Here is a 15,111-nt window from a genome sequence, read left to right as displayed (position 1 = left end):
CCTCCGAAATCTTCAGTTGATCTTCTTTTTCTTCGGCGGCGGCGCGACAGTCGCGCCATTCTCGGCCGGCTGCTCTTCCGGCTGGCCATCGACCGCGATGTTCGGATCCGAACCCTTGTCGGCCTCGAGCTTGCGCCAGCGCTTGACGTTGGCATTGTGCTCTTCGAGCGTCGCGGCGAAAACGTGGCCGCCGGTACCGTCGGCGACGAAATAGAGATCCTCGGTTTTCCAAGGGTTGGCGACGGCTTCCAGCGCATCCTTGCCGGGATTGGCGATCGGCGTCGGCGGCAGACCCTTGATGACATAGGTATTATACGGCGTATCCCGCTTCAGGTCCGACTGATAGATCGGCCGGTCGGCCGGCTTCCCCTCGCCCCCGAAGAGCCCGTAGATGATCGTCGGATCGGACTGCAGGCGCATGCCCTTGCCAAGCCGGTTCAGGAAAACGGAAGCGACATGGGCACGTTCGTCGGGAACGCCGGTCTCCTTTTCGACGATGGAGGCGAGTGTGACGAATTCCTCTTTGGATCGCAGCGGCAGCGAGGAATCACGCTTGTCCCAGACCTGATCGACGAGCTTCTGCTGTGCCGCCGCCATCTGTTCGACGATTTCCGAACGCTTGGTGCCGCGCGAGAACTTGTAGGTATCCGGACGCAGGCTGCCTTCGGCCGGCAGCGCAGCCGGCAGGTCGCCTTCCAGCACCGGGTCCTGCAGCATGCGGTCGAACATCTGGCGAACCGTCAGACCTTCGGGGAAGGAAACCGAATAGAGAATGGACTTGCCTGATTTCAGCAGCTCCATGATATCGCTCATGGAGGCTCTCGCCTTGATCTCGTATTCGCCGGCCTTCAGGCTCTCGCCGGCGGAAAGATGTGTCGCCGTCAGATATCGGAAGATGCGGGCGTCGGAGATGATCGCATTGCGCTCGAGGTTGGTAGCGATTTCGGCGAGACCCGCGCCGTTGCGGACGATGAAATTGGTGTTCGTCTGCAGCGGACCCGGGCTCTGATAGGTCGATGTCGCGTAGTAGAAGCCAATGACTGCGACGACGCAGACCAGGACCGCCATCGTCATGATGAAGTTCAGAAAGAGGACGATCTGGCTGCGTGCGTTCCTGGAGCGCTTCGGCGGCTCAGGAACACGTTCCGGACGCAGGGCCTCGTTCGGCGACTTCGGGATGATCGGTCCCTTCTGCGCCTGGCTGTCGTTGCTCTGGTTCGTCGTATCGCTCACCGGCAATCCTCTAAAACTTGGCCCTTATTCCGCTATTTCGCGAAGCAATGCGGCAAAAACAGGTTCTGCCACGGTTCAACGAAGCCGCTGCCGGTCGTTCAACTCCAGCACGCCTCTGCAGCGGGCCTCTTTACTCCCCGTAACGGCGCAGCACGAGCGATGCGTTCGTGCCCCCGAATCCGAACGAATTGGACAGCGCCACGTTGATTTCTCGCTCGCGAGCCTTGTGCGGAACAAGATCGATCGCCGTCTCGCGCTCAGGATTATCGAGATTGAGTGTCGGCGGAGCGATATTGTCACGGATGGCGAGCGTAGCGAAGATCGCCTCGATGGCGCCGGCCGCACCGAGAAGGTGTCCGGTCGCCGACTTGGTCGAGGACATGGAGATCTTCGAGGCCGCGTTGCCGACCAGCCGCTCGACCGCCCCGAGTTCGATCGTGTCGGCCATGGTCGAAGTACCATGGGCGTTGATGTAGTCGATGTCGGCCGGCGTCAGCCCGGCGCGCTTCAGCGCCATCGCCATGCAGCGGCCGGCCCCCTCGCCGTCTTCTGACGGCGCGGTGATGTGATAGGCATCGCCCGACAGGCCGTAGCCGACGATTTCAGCGTAGATCCTGGCGCCGCGCGCCTTGGCATGTTCCAGCTCTTCGAGCACGACGATGCCGGCGCCTTCGCCCATCACGAAGCCGTCGCGGTCGCGGTCATAGGGGCGCGAAGCCTTCTGCGGGTCGTCGTTGTGCTGGGTCGACAGCGCCTTGCAGGCGGCAAAGCCCGCCAGCGAAATGCGGCTGACGGGCGATTCCGTGCCGCCGGCGACCATGACGTCTGCGTCGCCAAGCGCGATCAGCCGCGCGGCATCGCCGATCGCATGCGCGCCGGTCGAGCAGGCGGTGACGACCGAATGATTGGGTCCGCGCAGCTTGTGGCGGATCGAAACCTGACCGGAAACCAGATTGATCAAGCGGCCGGGAATGAAGAATGGGGAGATACGGCGCGGGCCTTTGTCGCGCAGGGTGTAACCCGCCTCGACGATGCCTTCGATGCCGCCGATACCGGAGCCGATCAGCACGCCGGTGGCGATCTGATCCTCATCGCTCTCGGGATGCCAGTTGGCATCGGCAAGCGCCATGTCGGCGGCAGCCATGCCAAAGATGATGAAGGGATCGACCTTGCGCTGTTCCTTCGGCTCCATCCACTGATCGACATTGAAGGTGCCGTCGGCACCGTCGCCGAGCGGAATACGGCAGGCGATCTTGGCGGGAAGGTCATCGACCTCGAATTCGGTGACGAGGCGGGCGCCGTTCTGGCCGGCGAGCAGCCGCGACCACGTCACCTCAGTTCCGCATCCCAAGGGTGATACCATGCCGGTACCTGTGATGACGACACGTCTCATCGCGTGCTTTCCCCCGTCTCTTATGTTCTATGGAGAAATAGGCCGAAAAGAAAAGGGCGGACTCCAGGCCCGCCCTTTCTCAAATATATAGGATCAGGCCTGGGCCTTCTCAATGAACTTCACTGCATCGCCGACCGTCAGGATCGAGTCAGCTGCGTCGTCGGGGATTTCAACGCCGAATTCTTCTTCGAAAGCCATGACAAGTTCGACCGTGTCGAGCGAGTCGGCGCCCAGATCGTCGATAAAGCTGGCGCTCTCGACGACCTTGTCGGCATCGACGCCAAGATGATCAATAACAATTTTCTTTACGCGTTCTGCGATATCGCTCATGTCGGTTTCCTCGACCTTATGTCCTGATCGGAATGCCCTTGCGGCACCCCTACCCTGTTTCAGCCTGCGATGTTTTCAGACATCCTCGGCAAACTCGTTTACCCGGCTTCAGAGATTTCCGAGGCTTGCGAAAAGCCCGCCGGTCCGTCTGCTTTCTCGGGACGACTGTTCACAGTCATGGCCCGCTTAACATGGTTTAAGTCTGCCGCAAAGCCAGAAAATCAACGCTTCGTGATTGCTCAACATGCTATTGGCGGAAATACCCCCATGCCGACGGTTTGTCGTTTCAGATCATCGCCATGCCGCCGTTTACGTGCAGCGTCTGGCCGGTCATGTAGGCAGCCTCGGAGGACGCAAGATAGGCAACCGCCGAGGCGACTTCGCCGCCCGTGCCCATCCGCTTCATCGGGATCGCTCCCATGATCGCCTCCTTCTGCTTGTCGTTCAGCTTGCCGGTCATGGCGCTTTCGATGAAGCCGGGCGCGACACAGTTGACGGTCACGTTGCGAGTGGCAATTTCCTGCGCCAGCGACTTGGTGAAGCCGATCATGCCGGCCTTGGAGGCGCAATAGTTGGCCTGCCCCGGATTGCCGGTGACGCCGACGACCGAGGTGATGTTGATGATGCGGCCATAGCGGCGGCGCATCATCGGGTGCGTCAACTCGCGCGTCAGGCGGAAGGTCGATGTCAGATTGACTTCGAGAACGGCGTCCCAATCCTCGTCGCTCATGCGCACGAAGAGACCGTCCCTGGTGATGCCGGCATTGTTGACGAGAATATCGACGCCATCGAGTTCGGCTTCGGCCTTCTGGCCGAGCGCCTTGACCTCGTCGCGGTCGGACAGGTTGGCCGGGAAGATCTTGACGCGCTCGCCGAGCTCGGCCGCCAACGCTTCCAGCTTCTCGACGCGAGTGCCGTGCAGGCCGACGGTGGCGCCCTGCTTATGAAGAAGGCGGGCGATTTCCTCGCCGATGCCGCCCGATGCGCCGGTGACGAGAGCCTTGCGGCCGGAAAGATCGAGCATGGAAACGTTCCTTATATCTGGAGATATCAATCAGGCCATGAGGGCGGCGACGGCCGCGTCGATATCCGCCGGACCGCCGACGGAGATGCCGTTGACTGTTTTGTCGATGCGGCGGGCAAGGCCGGTCAGCACCTTGCCGGAACCGAGTTCATAAAGTGTGCTCACGCCATTGCCGGCGAACCATTCCACCGTCTCGCGCCAGCGGACCTGGCCGGTCACCTGCTCGACCAGGAGGTTCGCGATCTCGTCGGCGCCCGTTACCGGGGCGGCGCGAACATTGGCAATGAGAGGCACCACGGGATCGGACTTGGCAACCGTTGTCAGCGCCGCGCGCATGGCCTCGGCGGCAGGCGCCATCAGCTTGGAATGGAAAGGGGCCGAGACCGGCAGCAGGATGGCGCGCTTGGCGCCCTTGTCGGTTGCAAGCCCGGCGGCCTTTTCGACGGCCGCTTTCTCACCCGAAATGACGATCTGGCCGCCGCCATTGTCGTTGGCGATCTGGCAGGCGCCGGTGGCGGCGGCCTCGTCGCAGACGGCTGCGACGTCGGCATGTTCCAACCCGATGATCGCCGCCATGGCGCCGACGCCGACGGGAACGGCGGCCTGCATGGCATTGCCGCGAATGCGCAGCAGCCGCGCCGTATCGGCGAGCGAAAAGGTGCCGGCGGCGCAAAGTGCGGAATATTCGCCGAGCGAGTGCCCGGCGACAAAGGCGACCTTGGACTTCAGATCCAACCCCTTGGCTTGGAGAACACGGACGACGGCGATCGAGACGGCCATCAACGCCGGCTGGGCGTTTGCCGTCAAGGTCAACGTGTCCTCCGGACCGTTGAACATGACGTCCGAAAGCTTTTCACCGAGCGCCTCGTCGACTTCGTCGAAAACGGCGCGGGCTTCCGCGAAATTCTCGGCCAGATCCTTGCCCATGCCGACGGCCTGACTGCCCTGGCCGGGGAAAGTGAAAGCAATGGTCATTCTGATGTCCCTGATTGCGCCCCTCGAGGCTGTTTTGCCTCCAATTGACATTCTTTCCGGCAGAGTCAAGTGGCGGCACCTTCTGCGCAAAGCCTTTCGCACCGGCGCAAAAGCCCGGCTTTTGCTCTTGCGCTCCGCCAAATCCGGCTTAGATTCGCGCTGAGCTTCCCAAGACTTCCACCTCTCTCCCAAGGTTTTCCCATGAAGTACAAATCGCTAGGCCGGACCGAGATTTCCGTTTCAGAGATCTGCCTCGGCACCATGACCTGGGGCTCGCAGAACAGCGAAAGCGACGCGCATGCGCAGATGAATTATGCCGTCGAGAAAGGCGTCAATTTCTTCGATACCGCCGAGCTCTACCCGACAACCCCGGTTTCGCCTGAAACACAGGGCTGGACCGAAGACTATATCGGCAGCTGGTTCGAAAAGACCGGCAAGCGAAGGGAGATCGTGCTCGCCACCAAGGTCGCCGGCCGCGGCCGCGATTATATACGCGGCGGCGAAGGCGCGGATGCAAAGAATATCCGCATGGCGCTCGAGGCCAGCTTGAAGCGGCTGAAGACGGATTATGTCGACCTCTACCAGGTGCACTGGCCGAACCGCGGGCATTTCCACTTCCGGCAGAATTGGAGCTACAACCCCTTCAACCAGGATCGCGACAAGGCCGTCGCCAACATGCGCGACATCCTGGAAACGCTGGGGGCACTGGTCAAGGAAGGCAAGATCCGGGCGATCGGCCTTTCCAACGAAACCACCTGGGGCATCCAGAAATACCTGACCCTCTCCGAACAGAAGAGCCTGCCGCGCGTCGCCAGCGTTCAGAACGAGTACAATCTGCTCTACCGTCATTTCGACCTCGATCTCGCCGAGCTCTCGCATTACGAGGATGTCGGGCTTCTCGCCTATTCGCCGCTCGCCGGCGGCATCCTGACCGGCAAATATGTCGATGGTGGCAGGCCGAAGGGGTCGCGCGCTTCGATCAATCCCGATATCGGGGGCCGCCTGCAGCCGCTGCAGGAGCCGGCGACCAAGGCCTATCTGGAAATCGCCGCCCGATACGGTCTCGACCCGGCGGCGATGGCGCTCGCCTTCTGCCGGTCGAGACCCTTCATGGCTTCGGTCATCATCGGCGCAACCTCGATGGAGCAGTTGAAAACCGATCTCGGCGCAGCCGAGCTGACGCTTTCAGAAGAGGTGCTGGCGGAGATTGCCAAGGTGCACCGGCAGTATCCACTGACGCTGTGATGACGCGGCCAGGCGCTGCCGATTGGTCCCCTTCGGGCTCGCATGTCCGATTGGGGTTGCCTTTCCTCGAAAAATCCGTATAAGCCGCCCTGTTCGTTAACCCGGTCTTCTGGCTGGTGGCTGAACGGAGGGCCGGTTTGCAAGTCGCAAATCGTTCGGAACGGAAGCGTTCCAGCCTCCCGTGTCTCCGCTCTCGACCGTCTCGGAAACGCTTTTCTTGCCTGGGTCCGCCCTATCAGGAGCAGTCGTTGAGGCTTAGCCGCCGAATATCGGGTTGAACCAAACGCAAGAAAGGCAAAGCTGTCATGGCTCTTTATGAACATGTATTCCTTGCCCGGCAGGATATTTCCGCTCAGCAGGTCGATGCCCTCGTAGAACAGTACAAGGGTGTGATCGAAGCAAACGGCGGCAAAGTCGGGCGTATCGAGAACTGGGGCCTTAAGTCCCTCACCTACCGCATCAAGAAGAACCGTAAGGCGCATTACGCGCTGATGGACATCGATGCTCCGGCTGCTGCGATCCAGGAAATGGAACGCCAGATGCGCATCAGCGAAGATGTTCTTCGCTACATGACCATCGCCGTCGAAAAGCACGAAGAAGGCCCGTCTGCCATGCTGCAGAAGCGCGACCGCGACGACCGCGGCCCGCGTGAAGGCGGCGACCGTGGCCCGCGCCGCGAATTCGGCGACCGTCCGCCGCGCCGTGACGGCGACTTCCAGCGTGGCCCGCGTCCGGATCGCGCTCCCCGCGAAGACCGTGCATAAGGAGATATAAGAATGTCTGAAGCTTCCTCCGCACCGGTCCGCCGCCCGTTCCATCGCCGCCGCAAGACCTGCCCGTTCTCCGGCGCAAACGCACCGCGGATCGACTACAAGGACGTCCGTCTGCTGCAGCGCTACATTTCCGAGCGCGGCAAGATCGTTCCGTCCCGCATCACGGCCGTTTCCCAGAAGAAGCAGCGCGAACTCGCCCAGGCGATCAAGCGCGCCCGTTTCCTCGGCCTGCTGCCGTACGTCGTGGCCTAATAGAATATGTGACCCCCGGATTTCTGATCCGGGGGGTGCCTCCCTTCCGCGATGGGCGCGGATCGGAACTGTTAAAACCCATGTTGAGACGTTTCTGAATTCGATTCAGCAACATCCTCTAACTGCTTGATGAAGCAGGACAGCGACCTTGAAACGACTCGATCTTAAAACGCTGCTGACCGGCGCCCTCGCCGGCTTGACCGCTGCCCTGCTGGTGCTGGGTGCAAGCGTGCAGCCGTCGTTTTTCAGTGCGCTCCTCTATACTGCTTCGGCAATGCCGATCCTGCTTGTCGGGCTCGGCTGGGGCAATGTCGCCGCAATTGTGGCCGTCGTCACCGCAGCCGCGCTCGGCGCGGTGTTCATCTCGCCGTCCTTCGCGCTGATCATGACGCTGGTGACGCTGCTGCCGGCCGGCTGGCTCAGCCACCTCGCCAACCTCGCCCGTCCCGCGTCCGAGCTCGGCGGTCCGGACGACCTGCTCGCCTGGTATCCGCTCTCCGATATTGTGCTGCATCTCTGCGGCCTGGTGACGTTCGCCGTCATCGTCATCGGTGTGATAATCGGCTACGGGCCCGAGATCACCGATCCGATCGTCGATCTGCTGATTACCTCTCTCAAGCAGCAGCAGCCGGAATTCATGCCCGATCCGGCGGCGACCGCGCAGACCAAATCGCTGATCCTGCTGATGCTGCCGGCTTTGCAGGGCGGCATGTGGGTGACGATGCTGTTCGCAGCCTATTATTTCGCGGTGCGCATCGTCGCAGCATCCGGCCGCGGCCTTCGCCCCCGCGAGGACATTCCCTCGTCGCTACGCATGAACCGCAACTCGATCTTCATCTTCCTCGCTGGGCTTGCCGCCTGCTTCTTCGGCGGCGTTCCGGCGCTGATCGGCGCGACCGTGATCGGCACTTTCGGCGCCGGCTTCATGCTCTCCGGCTTCGCCTCGCTGCATTTCCGCACGCGCGGCAAGGACTGGCGTTTGCCGGCCCTCATCCTCTGCTACCTGGCGTCCATGCTCATGCTGCTGCCAGCTCTGCTCATCCTGGTCGTGGGTCTTAGCGATACGCGCAAGGCGATCGCGCTGACCCCGACGAAAGATGCCGATGCCCCCAAACAACCCGATACGAAAATCTGAGACACAAGAAAGGACAAGAAAATGGAAGTCATCCTTCTCGAACGCATCTCCAAGCTCGGCCAGATGGGCGAAACCGTAAAGGTTCGCGACGGCTTTGCCCGTAACTACCTGCTGCCGCTCGGCAAGGCGCTGCGCGCCAACGCCGCCAACAAGACCCGCTTCGAAGCCGAGCGTGCGACGCTCGAAGCCCGCAACCTCGAGCGCAAGTCGGAAGCCCAGAAGGTCGCCGACGTTCTCGACGGCAAGTCGTTCATCGTCGTGCGCTCCGCCGGCGAAACCGGCCAGCTCTACGGCTCGGTCGCTGCCCGCGACGTCGTCGAGATTCTCGCCGCCGAAGGCTTCAACATCGGCCGCAACCAGGTTCACCTGAACACGCCGATCAAGGCAATCGGCCTGCACAAGGTCGAGCTGCAGCTGCATGCCGAAGTCGAAATCAATGTCGAGCTGAACGTTGCCCGTTCCGCCGATGAGGCTGAGCGCCAGGCGAAGGGCGAAGAACTCACCTCGGTCGACGCGATCTACGGCGTCGACGAAGACGCACTGCGTCCGGAAGACTTCTTCGATCCGGAAGCCGACGGCATCGACGAAGACGAAGCATAAGTCGCGCCGGACACGATCCGCGTGAGGGAAGCCCGGCCGTTGCGCCGGGCTTTTTCGTTTCATCCGCTTGAGGGGAAACAACCGGGGAGATCCCCTTTTACCGGGGGATTTCCTGATGTTTTTGCTGCGTGCCCGATGTCGTCGCGCTACCATGTCCATCTCCGGAACGAATGAGCTGAGTCGGCTCCGTGCCGTGTCCTCAGGGTGACACTCCCGGTATTTCTCGCTTGTGTCGCCCCCGGACTGTGGAGAAGTCGAACAACGTGCACAGCGTTCGGGATTTAGGCGATGCGGGCCTCCGCGCCTTTTGCAGCCCCTTGATTTTCTCCATCCGGAATTGCAAATCGGGAGTTGGAAAAAGACAGAACGGATGATGATGAACGACGCCGCTCGAAAGATTGCAGCTGTTGCTCCCTCGGAGCAGCATTATCGCGAAGCACCCAACAACATCGAAGCCGAGCAGGCGCTTCTGGGTGCAATCCTGATGAACAACGACGCCTATTACCGGGTGTCGGATTTCCTCAAGCCGATCCATCTCTACGAACCGCTGCACCGGAAGATCTTCGAGGTCGCCGGCGACATTATCCGCATGGGCAAGATCGCCAACCCGGTAACGATCAAGACCTTCCTCAAGGCCGACGAAAAGGTCGGCGACATGACGGTTTCACAATATCTTGCGAGCCTGGTCAGCAACGCTGTCACCGTCATCAATGCCGAGGATTACGGAAGGGCGATCTATGACCTGGCGCTGCGCCGGGCGCTGATCACGATCGGCGAAGACGTCGTCAACATCGCCTATGACGCACCGCTCGACATGCCGCCGCAGTCGCAGATCGAGGATACCGAACGCCGTCTTTTCGAACTCGCGGAAAACGGGCGCTATGACGGCGGCTTCCAGTCCTTCAACGATGCGGTGGCGCTGGCGATCGACATGGCGGCCGTCGCCAAGGAACGCGATGGCGGCCTTTCCGGCATTTCCACCGGCATCCACTCGCTGGACGCCAAGATGGGCGGCCTGCAGCGTTCGGACTTGATCATCCTCGCCGGACGCCCGGGCATGGGCAAGACCTCGCTTGCCACCAACATCGCGTACAATATCGCCGCCGCCTACGAGGGCGAGGTGCAGTCGGACGGCAGCATGAAGGCCAGGAATGGCGGCGTCGTCGGCTTCTATTCGCTCGAAATGTCGTCCGAACAGCTCGCCACCCGCATCATCTCCGAGCAGACGGAAGTCTCCTCCTCGAAGATACGCCGCGGCGACATCAACGATGCCGATTTCGAAAAGCTCGTCGCCTGCTCGATGATGATGCAGAAGGTGCCGCTCTATATCGACCAGACCGGCGGTATCTCGATCGCCCAGCTTTCGGCGCGCGCGCGCCGGCTCAAGCGCCAGCGCGGCCTCGACGTGCTGGTGGTCGACTACGTGCAGCTGATGACCGGTTCGGGCAAATCGAGCGACAATCGCGTCCAGGAAATCACCCAGATCACCACCGGCCTGAAGGCGCTCGGCAAGGAGCTCAACGTTCCGATCATCGCGCTGTCGCAGTTGTCACGTCAGGTCGAAAGCCGTGACGACAAGCGGCCGCAGCTTTCCGACCTTCGTGAATCCGGTTCGATCGAGCAGGACGCCGACGTCGTGCTCTTCGTGTTCCGCGAGGAATATTACGTCAAGAACCAGGAGCCGCGCGATCCCCACGATCCGAAATATCCGGAATGGGAAGCGCTGTTCGACAAGGTGAAGGGCACGGCCGACGTCATCATCGCCAAGCAGCGCCACGGGCCGACGGGCACGGTGAAGCTCGCCTTCCAGGCGGAATTCACACGCTTCGCCGATCTCGCTGATCCCTCCTTCATCCATTATGAAGAGCACTGATCGCCGGCGATGCTGCAGCATCGGGCTTTCCCTGGACAAGATCGACCTTTAATCTGGCCGGAGAATCCTTCTCCGGCCTCTTTTCGATGTGGATCATGAGCGAATTTCTCGACGTCCCCGAAGACGACACCTTTGCCTCGGCAGGCCTGCGGCTGACCGTCGACCTGACCGCGCTGACTGAGAACTGGCGCGACATGGCGCATCGTTCGGGCGCTGCGCGCGCCGCAGCCGTCGTCAAGGCGGATGCCTACGGCCTCGGCATCGAGGATGCCGGCGAAGCGCTCTACACGGCAGGCGCACGGGATTTCTTCGTCGCGACCGTAGATGAGGGCGTGACACTTCGCCTCTATGCGCCGGATGCGCGCATCTTCGTGCTGTCAGGCATATGGCCGGGCACGGAATGTCGATTCTTCGACAATGACTTGGTGCCGGTGATTTCCTCCGACGAGCAGCTTGCCTTCTGGATGGCGGTGCTTGCCGATTATGGCGATTACCCTTGCGCGCTGCATGTCGACACCGGCTTCAACCGGCTGGGGTTGCATATCGACGATGCGATCGCGCTTGCCGACGACGTCTCACGGCCGGCAAGCTTCGCACCGGTGCTGGTCATGAGCCATCTCGCCTGCGGCGACGATCCCACTAACGCGATGAACCGGCAGCAGCTCGAATCATTCCGCAGGGTTACCGCCGCCTATGAAGGCATTGATTCAAGTCTTGCGGCCTCGGCCGGCATCTTTCTCGGCGAGGATTACCACTTCGACCTGACCCGGCCGGGCATCGCTCTTTACGGCGGTGAGGCGGTCTGCGGCATGGCGAACCCGATGCGCCCGGTCGCCGCCGCGGAAGCGCGCATCATCCAGGTGCGAACCGTCGGGGCCGGTGAGACCGTCAGCTACGGCCGCGCGCTGCAGCTTCCCCGCGACAGCCGGCTAGCGATCGTCTCTGCCGGTTACGCCGACGGTTACATGCGCAGCCAGTCGAGCGGCGGCGTGCCGCTGCGCCAGGCCGTGCCGCAGGGCGGGCAAGGCTTCATCGCCGGACACAAGGTCCCGGTCGCCGGCCGGATCACCATGGACCTGACGATCTTCGATGTCACCGACCTGCCCGAAAACGCCGTGCGCGCTGGCGACTATGTCGAGCTGTTCGGAAAGAACATGCCGCTCGACGACGTGGCGCGGGCGGCTGGCACGATCGGATACGAGATTCTGACCAGCATGGGGCTACGCCACGAGCGGCGCTACGTCGCCGAAGAATAAAGCTCGCCCCTCAACGGCTGCTTAGCGCAAGGCGGACACCGAGCGCCACAAAAAGCGCGCCGAGACCGCGGTCGAGCCATAGCCCGACCTTTTGATTGTGCCTGAGCGCATCGGCAAGCCGTCCTCCGACAAGGACGAGCGGCGGCTCGATGAATGCGGCCACAACGATGATGAGGCCACCATGCAGCATGAGCTGCGCCCATGCCGGCCCCACCCCCTCTACGACGAATTGCGGCAGGAAGGCCAGGAAGAATATCGCCACTTTCGGATTGAGGAGCGACACCAGGATTCCCTGCCGGTAGATGCTTGCGGTCGGCAATTCTTCACCGGCCGCCTTGATCAGGCCGCTGCCCCCACCGGTGCGCAAAGCCTGGATGCCCAGCCAAACGAGATAGGCGGCGCCGAGCCATTTGACGGTTGAGAAAGCGACGGCAGAGGCGGCAAGCACGGCTGAAAGGCCCAATGCCGCCATCAGCACATGCAGGCAGGCGCCTGACCAGATGCCGAACAATGCGGAAAAACCGGCGCGTTTCCCTCCCCTCATCGTGTGGCCGAGGATGAAGGCGATGTCGGGGCCTGGCGAGAGGTTGAGCAAAACCGCCGCCGATAGAAATGCAAGCCAGTGCGCGAGCGAATAGTCGAACATCTTCCACCATAGCTGTGATCAGAGGTGAAAAGCATAGGCACGGCGAAGGCTGATGGGGAAATCATTAGTTTTGATCCGTCGCGATAGCCATTATCTCAAGCACGACAATGATTCGATGAAGACCTCGAGTGCTTCATTGTAGAACGCGACTGAAAGAAACATTTGATGGCGAAGGCCAGGACACAATTCATCTGCCAGAGTTGCGGCGCCGTTCACAACCGCTGGGCCGGCAAATGCGACAATTGCGGCGAGTGGAACACCATCGTCGAGGAAGATCCGATGGGCGGCATCGGCTCCGGCCCCGGCAAGACGCCGAAGAAGGGCCGGCCGGTGACGCTAACGGCGCTCTCCGGCGAGATCGAGGAGGCGCCGCGCATCCATACCGCCATGTCGGAACTCGACCGTGCGCTCGGCGGCGGCTTCGTGCGCGGCTCGGCGGTCTTGATCGGCGGCGATCCCGGCATCGGCAAGTCGACGCTGCTTATGCAGGCGGCCGCCGCCCTTGCGCGGCGCGGCCACAGGATCATCTATGTCTCCGGCGAAGAAGCGGTGGCTCAGGTTCGCCTCAGGGCGCAGCGCCTTGCGGCAGCCGATACCGACGTGATGCTGGCGGCCGAAACCAATGTCGAGGATATTCTGGCGACGCTCGCCGAAGGCAAGCGTCCCGACCTCGTCATCATCGATTCCATCCAGACGCTGTGGAGCGAGCTTGCCGAATCCGCGCCGGGAACGGTGACGCAGGTGCGCACCGGCGTGCAGTCGATGATCCGTTTCGCCAAGCAGACGGGTGCGGCGATGGTGCTTGTCGGTCATGTAACCAAGGACGGGCAGATCGCCGGGCCGCGCGTCGTCGAGCATATGGTCGATGCCGTGCTCTATTTCGAAGGCGATCGCGGCCATCACTACCGCATCCTGCGTACGGTCAAGAACCGCTTCGGCCCGACCGACGAGATCGGCGTCTTCGAAATGTCCGACAGAGGCTTGCGCGAAGTCGCCAACCCATCCGAACTCTTTCTCGGCGAGCGCAACGAAAAATCGCCGGGTGCGGCCGTCTTCGCCGGCATGGAGGGCACACGGCCCGTTCTCGTCGAGGTGCAGGCGCTGGTGGCGCCAACCTCGCTCGGCACGCCACGCCGTGCCGTGGTCGGCTGGGATTCGGCCCGGCTGTCGATGATCCTGGCGGTGCTGGAGGCCCATTGCGGCGTCAGGCTCGGCCAGCACGACGTCTATCTTAACGTCGCCGGCGGCTACCGCATCTCCGAACCGGCGGCCGATCTCGCGGTCGCCTCGGCGCTCGTTTCGTCGCTCGCCGGTATTGCCCTTCCCGCCGATTGCGTCTATTTCGGCGAAGTCAGCCTGTCGGGCGCCATCCGACCGGTTGCGCACACCGCCCAGCGCCTCAAGGAAGCCGAGAAGCTGGGCTTTTCCACAGCGCTGCTTCCTTCCGCCTCCGCCGAGCTGCCGAAGGGTTCCGGCGGGCGATGGAACGAGGTCGAAAGCCTGCCGGATCTGGTCGCGCGCATCGCCGGATCGAAGGGAGCGCTGCGTGTGGAAGACGAGGTTTGATCCTTTCATTGCCGGGAACGGTGATGATATAGGAAGCACACGATAAGGCACGACACGGCCGCCAAGCGGCAGTCCTGGAGTTGATATTACATGCCCATTACGATTTTCGACGGTATTGTCATCGGCGTCGTGCTCTTCTCCGCCGTACTGGCGATGGTCCGCGGCTTCTCCCGCGAGATTCTTTCGATCGCAAGCTGGGGCGGTTCGGCCGCCGCCGCCTACTACCTCTATCCCTACCTGCTGCCCTATGCGCAGAAATACACCGATGACGACCGCATCGCGATCGCCGGTTCGGCCGCGGTCGTCTTCCTGATCGCACTCATCGTCATCTCCTTCATCACCATGAAGATCGCCGATTTCATCATCGACAGCCGCATCGGCGCGCTCGACCGCACGCTCGGCTTCCTGTTCGGCGCGGCGCGCGGCCTGCTGCTGATGGTGGTCGCCGTCGCTTTCTGGAACTGGCTCGTCGATGTCGACCACCGCCCGGCCTGGGTCAACGAGGCCAAGTCGAAGCCCTTCCTGGATTCGATGGTGGTGAAGCTGAAGGCGGTTCTGCCGGAGCAATTTGCCCAGATGATCGAGGCAAGCTTCCGTGATAAGATGCAGTCTCCGGCACAGGGCGGCGAAAGCGCCACGCCGCCGACCACCGATCAGGCTCCGGCGGAAGACGCGCCTGCAGCCGGCACACAGCAGCCGGCGAATTGACACAGTGTTCAAGAGCTTGACCCGCCGTCCGGCAATTGCCATTTGAGCGGGACGTGAAATAAAGGTCCGGCCGGGTATTCAGCTCCGCCGGACCTCAGCCGT

General features: G+C 62.1%; 15 protein-coding genes. 9 read left to right on the top strand and 6 right to left on the bottom strand.

Annotated features, from left to right (window positions below; genetic code table 11):
- Window positions 1-12: 12 nt before the first annotated feature.
- The 5 genes from mltG to fabD form a co-directional block, all read right to left on the bottom strand.
- A complete protein-coding gene (gene mltG, locus N2597_RS05660) occupies window positions 13-1,233 on the bottom strand; it encodes an endolytic transglycosylase MltG (protein WP_096762226.1) in 1,221 nt (406 codons plus the stop codon).
- Between the two features lie 130 nt (window positions 1,234-1,363).
- Entirely contained in the window at window positions 1,364-2,626 is a 1,263-nt protein-coding gene (fabF, locus tag N2597_RS05655; protein ID WP_077993198.1) for a beta-ketoacyl-ACP synthase II, read from the bottom strand.
- A 93-nt stretch (window positions 2,627-2,719) separates the two neighbouring features.
- Window positions 2,720-2,956: an acyl carrier protein gene (locus N2597_RS05650; protein ID WP_003547058.1), complete on the bottom strand. Its 237-nt coding sequence runs from the start codon at window positions 2,954-2,956 to the stop codon at window positions 2,720-2,722.
- A 286-nt stretch (window positions 2,957-3,242) separates the two neighbouring features.
- A complete protein-coding gene (gene fabG, locus N2597_RS05645) occupies window positions 3,243-3,980 on the bottom strand; it encodes a 3-oxoacyl-[acyl-carrier-protein] reductase (RefSeq protein WP_077993196.1) in 738 nt (245 codons plus the stop codon).
- 30 nt (window positions 3,981-4,010) lie between these two features.
- Window positions 4,011-4,955 (bottom strand): ACP S-malonyltransferase, encoded by a 945-nt coding sequence (gene fabD, locus N2597_RS05640; RefSeq protein WP_183596910.1) that lies wholly within the window; start codon window positions 4,953-4,955, stop codon window positions 4,011-4,013.
- Between the two features lie 201 nt (window positions 4,956-5,156).
- On the opposite strand from fabD, the gene N2597_RS05635 reads away from it, so the two are divergent.
- The 7 genes from N2597_RS05635 to alr all read left to right on the top strand — a co-directional run bounded on the left by N2597_RS05635 (window position 5,157) and on the right by alr (window position 12,089).
- The gene (locus N2597_RS05635; protein ID WP_183596912.1) at window positions 5,157-6,200 is read left to right on the top strand and encodes an aldo/keto reductase; all 1,044 of its coding nucleotides are present in this window, start codon (window positions 5,157-5,159) and stop codon (window positions 6,198-6,200) included.
- A gap of 305 nt (window positions 6,201-6,505) precedes the next feature.
- Entirely contained in the window at window positions 6,506-6,964 is a 459-nt protein-coding gene (rpsF, locus tag N2597_RS05630; RefSeq protein ID WP_004680499.1) for a 30S ribosomal protein S6, read from the top strand.
- 12 nt (window positions 6,965-6,976) lie between these two features.
- Complete coding sequence (gene rpsR / locus N2597_RS05625; RefSeq protein WP_004680498.1) at window positions 6,977-7,225, top strand: 30S ribosomal protein S18; 249 nt, start codon at window positions 6,977-6,979, stop codon at window positions 7,223-7,225.
- Between the two features lie 148 nt (window positions 7,226-7,373).
- Entirely contained in the window at window positions 7,374-8,360 is a 987-nt protein-coding gene (locus tag N2597_RS05620) for a DUF2232 domain-containing protein (protein WP_183596914.1), read from the top strand.
- Between the two features lie 21 nt (window positions 8,361-8,381).
- Window positions 8,382-8,960, top strand: a complete 579-nt coding sequence (gene rplI, locus N2597_RS05615) for a 50S ribosomal protein L9 (protein ID WP_038687995.1) — start codon at window positions 8,382-8,384, stop codon at window positions 8,958-8,960.
- Window positions 8,961-9,336: 376 nt separating this feature from the next.
- The gene (locus N2597_RS05610; protein ID WP_183597050.1) at window positions 9,337-10,833 is read left to right on the top strand and encodes a replicative DNA helicase; all 1,497 of its coding nucleotides are present in this window, start codon (window positions 9,337-9,339) and stop codon (window positions 10,831-10,833) included.
- A gap of 86 nt (window positions 10,834-10,919) precedes the next feature.
- A complete protein-coding gene (alr, locus tag N2597_RS05605) occupies window positions 10,920-12,089 on the top strand; it encodes an alanine racemase (protein ID WP_406549639.1) in 1,170 nt (389 codons plus the stop codon).
- Between the two features lie 10 nt (window positions 12,090-12,099).
- On the opposite strand, the gene N2597_RS05600 is transcribed toward alr, so the two are convergent.
- Window positions 12,100-12,735, bottom strand: a complete 636-nt coding sequence (locus N2597_RS05600) for a LysE family translocator (RefSeq protein ID WP_183596918.1) — start codon at window positions 12,733-12,735, stop codon at window positions 12,100-12,102.
- Between the two features lie 165 nt (window positions 12,736-12,900).
- Here N2597_RS05600 and radA point away from each other — a divergent pair, with 165 nt between their 5' ends.
- Window positions 12,901-14,301, top strand: coding sequence for a DNA repair protein RadA (gene radA / locus N2597_RS05595; protein ID WP_038687992.1), 1,401 nt, complete (start codon window positions 12,901-12,903; stop codon window positions 14,299-14,301).
- A gap of 90 nt (window positions 14,302-14,391) precedes the next feature.
- Window positions 14,392-15,009: a CvpA family protein gene (locus tag N2597_RS05590; protein WP_077993183.1), complete on the top strand. Its 618-nt coding sequence runs from the start codon at window positions 14,392-14,394 to the stop codon at window positions 15,007-15,009.
- Window positions 15,010-15,111: the final 102 nt, after the last annotated feature.

It is taken from the genome of Rhizobium sophoriradicis (assembly GCF_025200795.1).
Lineage (GTDB): Bacteria > Pseudomonadota > Alphaproteobacteria > Rhizobiales > Rhizobiaceae > Rhizobium > Rhizobium sophoriradicis.
This window is presented reverse-complemented; position numbering and strand designations above follow the sequence as displayed.

Bases quoted from the DNA above. Each gene is read 5' to 3' on its own strand.
- rpsR (WP_004680498.1), top strand. From the start codon at position 6,977: ATGTCTGAAGCTTCCTCCGCACCGGTCCGCCGCCCGTTCCATCGCCGC.
- fabG (WP_077993196.1), bottom strand. From the start codon at position 3,980: ATGCTCGATCTTTCCGGCCGCAAGGCTCTCGTCACCGGCGCATCGGGC.
- rplI (WP_038687995.1), top strand. From the start codon at position 8,382: ATGGAAGTCATCCTTCTCGAACGCATCTCCAAGCTCGGCCAGATGGGC.
- fabF (WP_077993198.1), bottom strand. From the start codon at position 2,626: ATGAGACGTGTCGTCATCACAGGTACCGGCATGGTATCACCCTTGGGA.
- N2597_RS05590 (WP_077993183.1), top strand. From the start codon at position 14,392: ATGCCCATTACGATTTTCGACGGTATTGTCATCGGCGTCGTGCTCTTC.
- fabD (WP_183596910.1), bottom strand. From the start codon at position 4,955: ATGACCATTGCTTTCACTTTCCCCGGCCAGGGCAGTCAGGCCGTCGGC.
- rpsF (WP_004680499.1), top strand. From the start codon at position 6,506: ATGGCTCTTTATGAACATGTATTCCTTGCCCGGCAGGATATTTCCGCT.
- N2597_RS05600 (WP_183596918.1), bottom strand. From the start codon at position 12,735: ATGTTCGACTATTCGCTCGCGCACTGGCTTGCATTTCTATCGGCGGCG.
- N2597_RS05650 (WP_003547058.1), bottom strand. From the start codon at position 2,956: ATGAGCGATATCGCAGAACGCGTAAAGAAAATTGTTATTGATCATCTT.
- N2597_RS05635 (WP_183596912.1), top strand. From the start codon at position 5,157: ATGAAGTACAAATCGCTAGGCCGGACCGAGATTTCCGTTTCAGAGATC.
- alr (WP_406549639.1), top strand. From the start codon at position 10,920: ATGTGGATCATGAGCGAATTTCTCGACGTCCCCGAAGACGACACCTTT.
- N2597_RS05610 (WP_183597050.1), top strand. From the start codon at position 9,337: ATGAACGACGCCGCTCGAAAGATTGCAGCTGTTGCTCCCTCGGAGCAG.
- radA (WP_038687992.1), top strand. From the start codon at position 12,901: ATGGCGAAGGCCAGGACACAATTCATCTGCCAGAGTTGCGGCGCCGTT.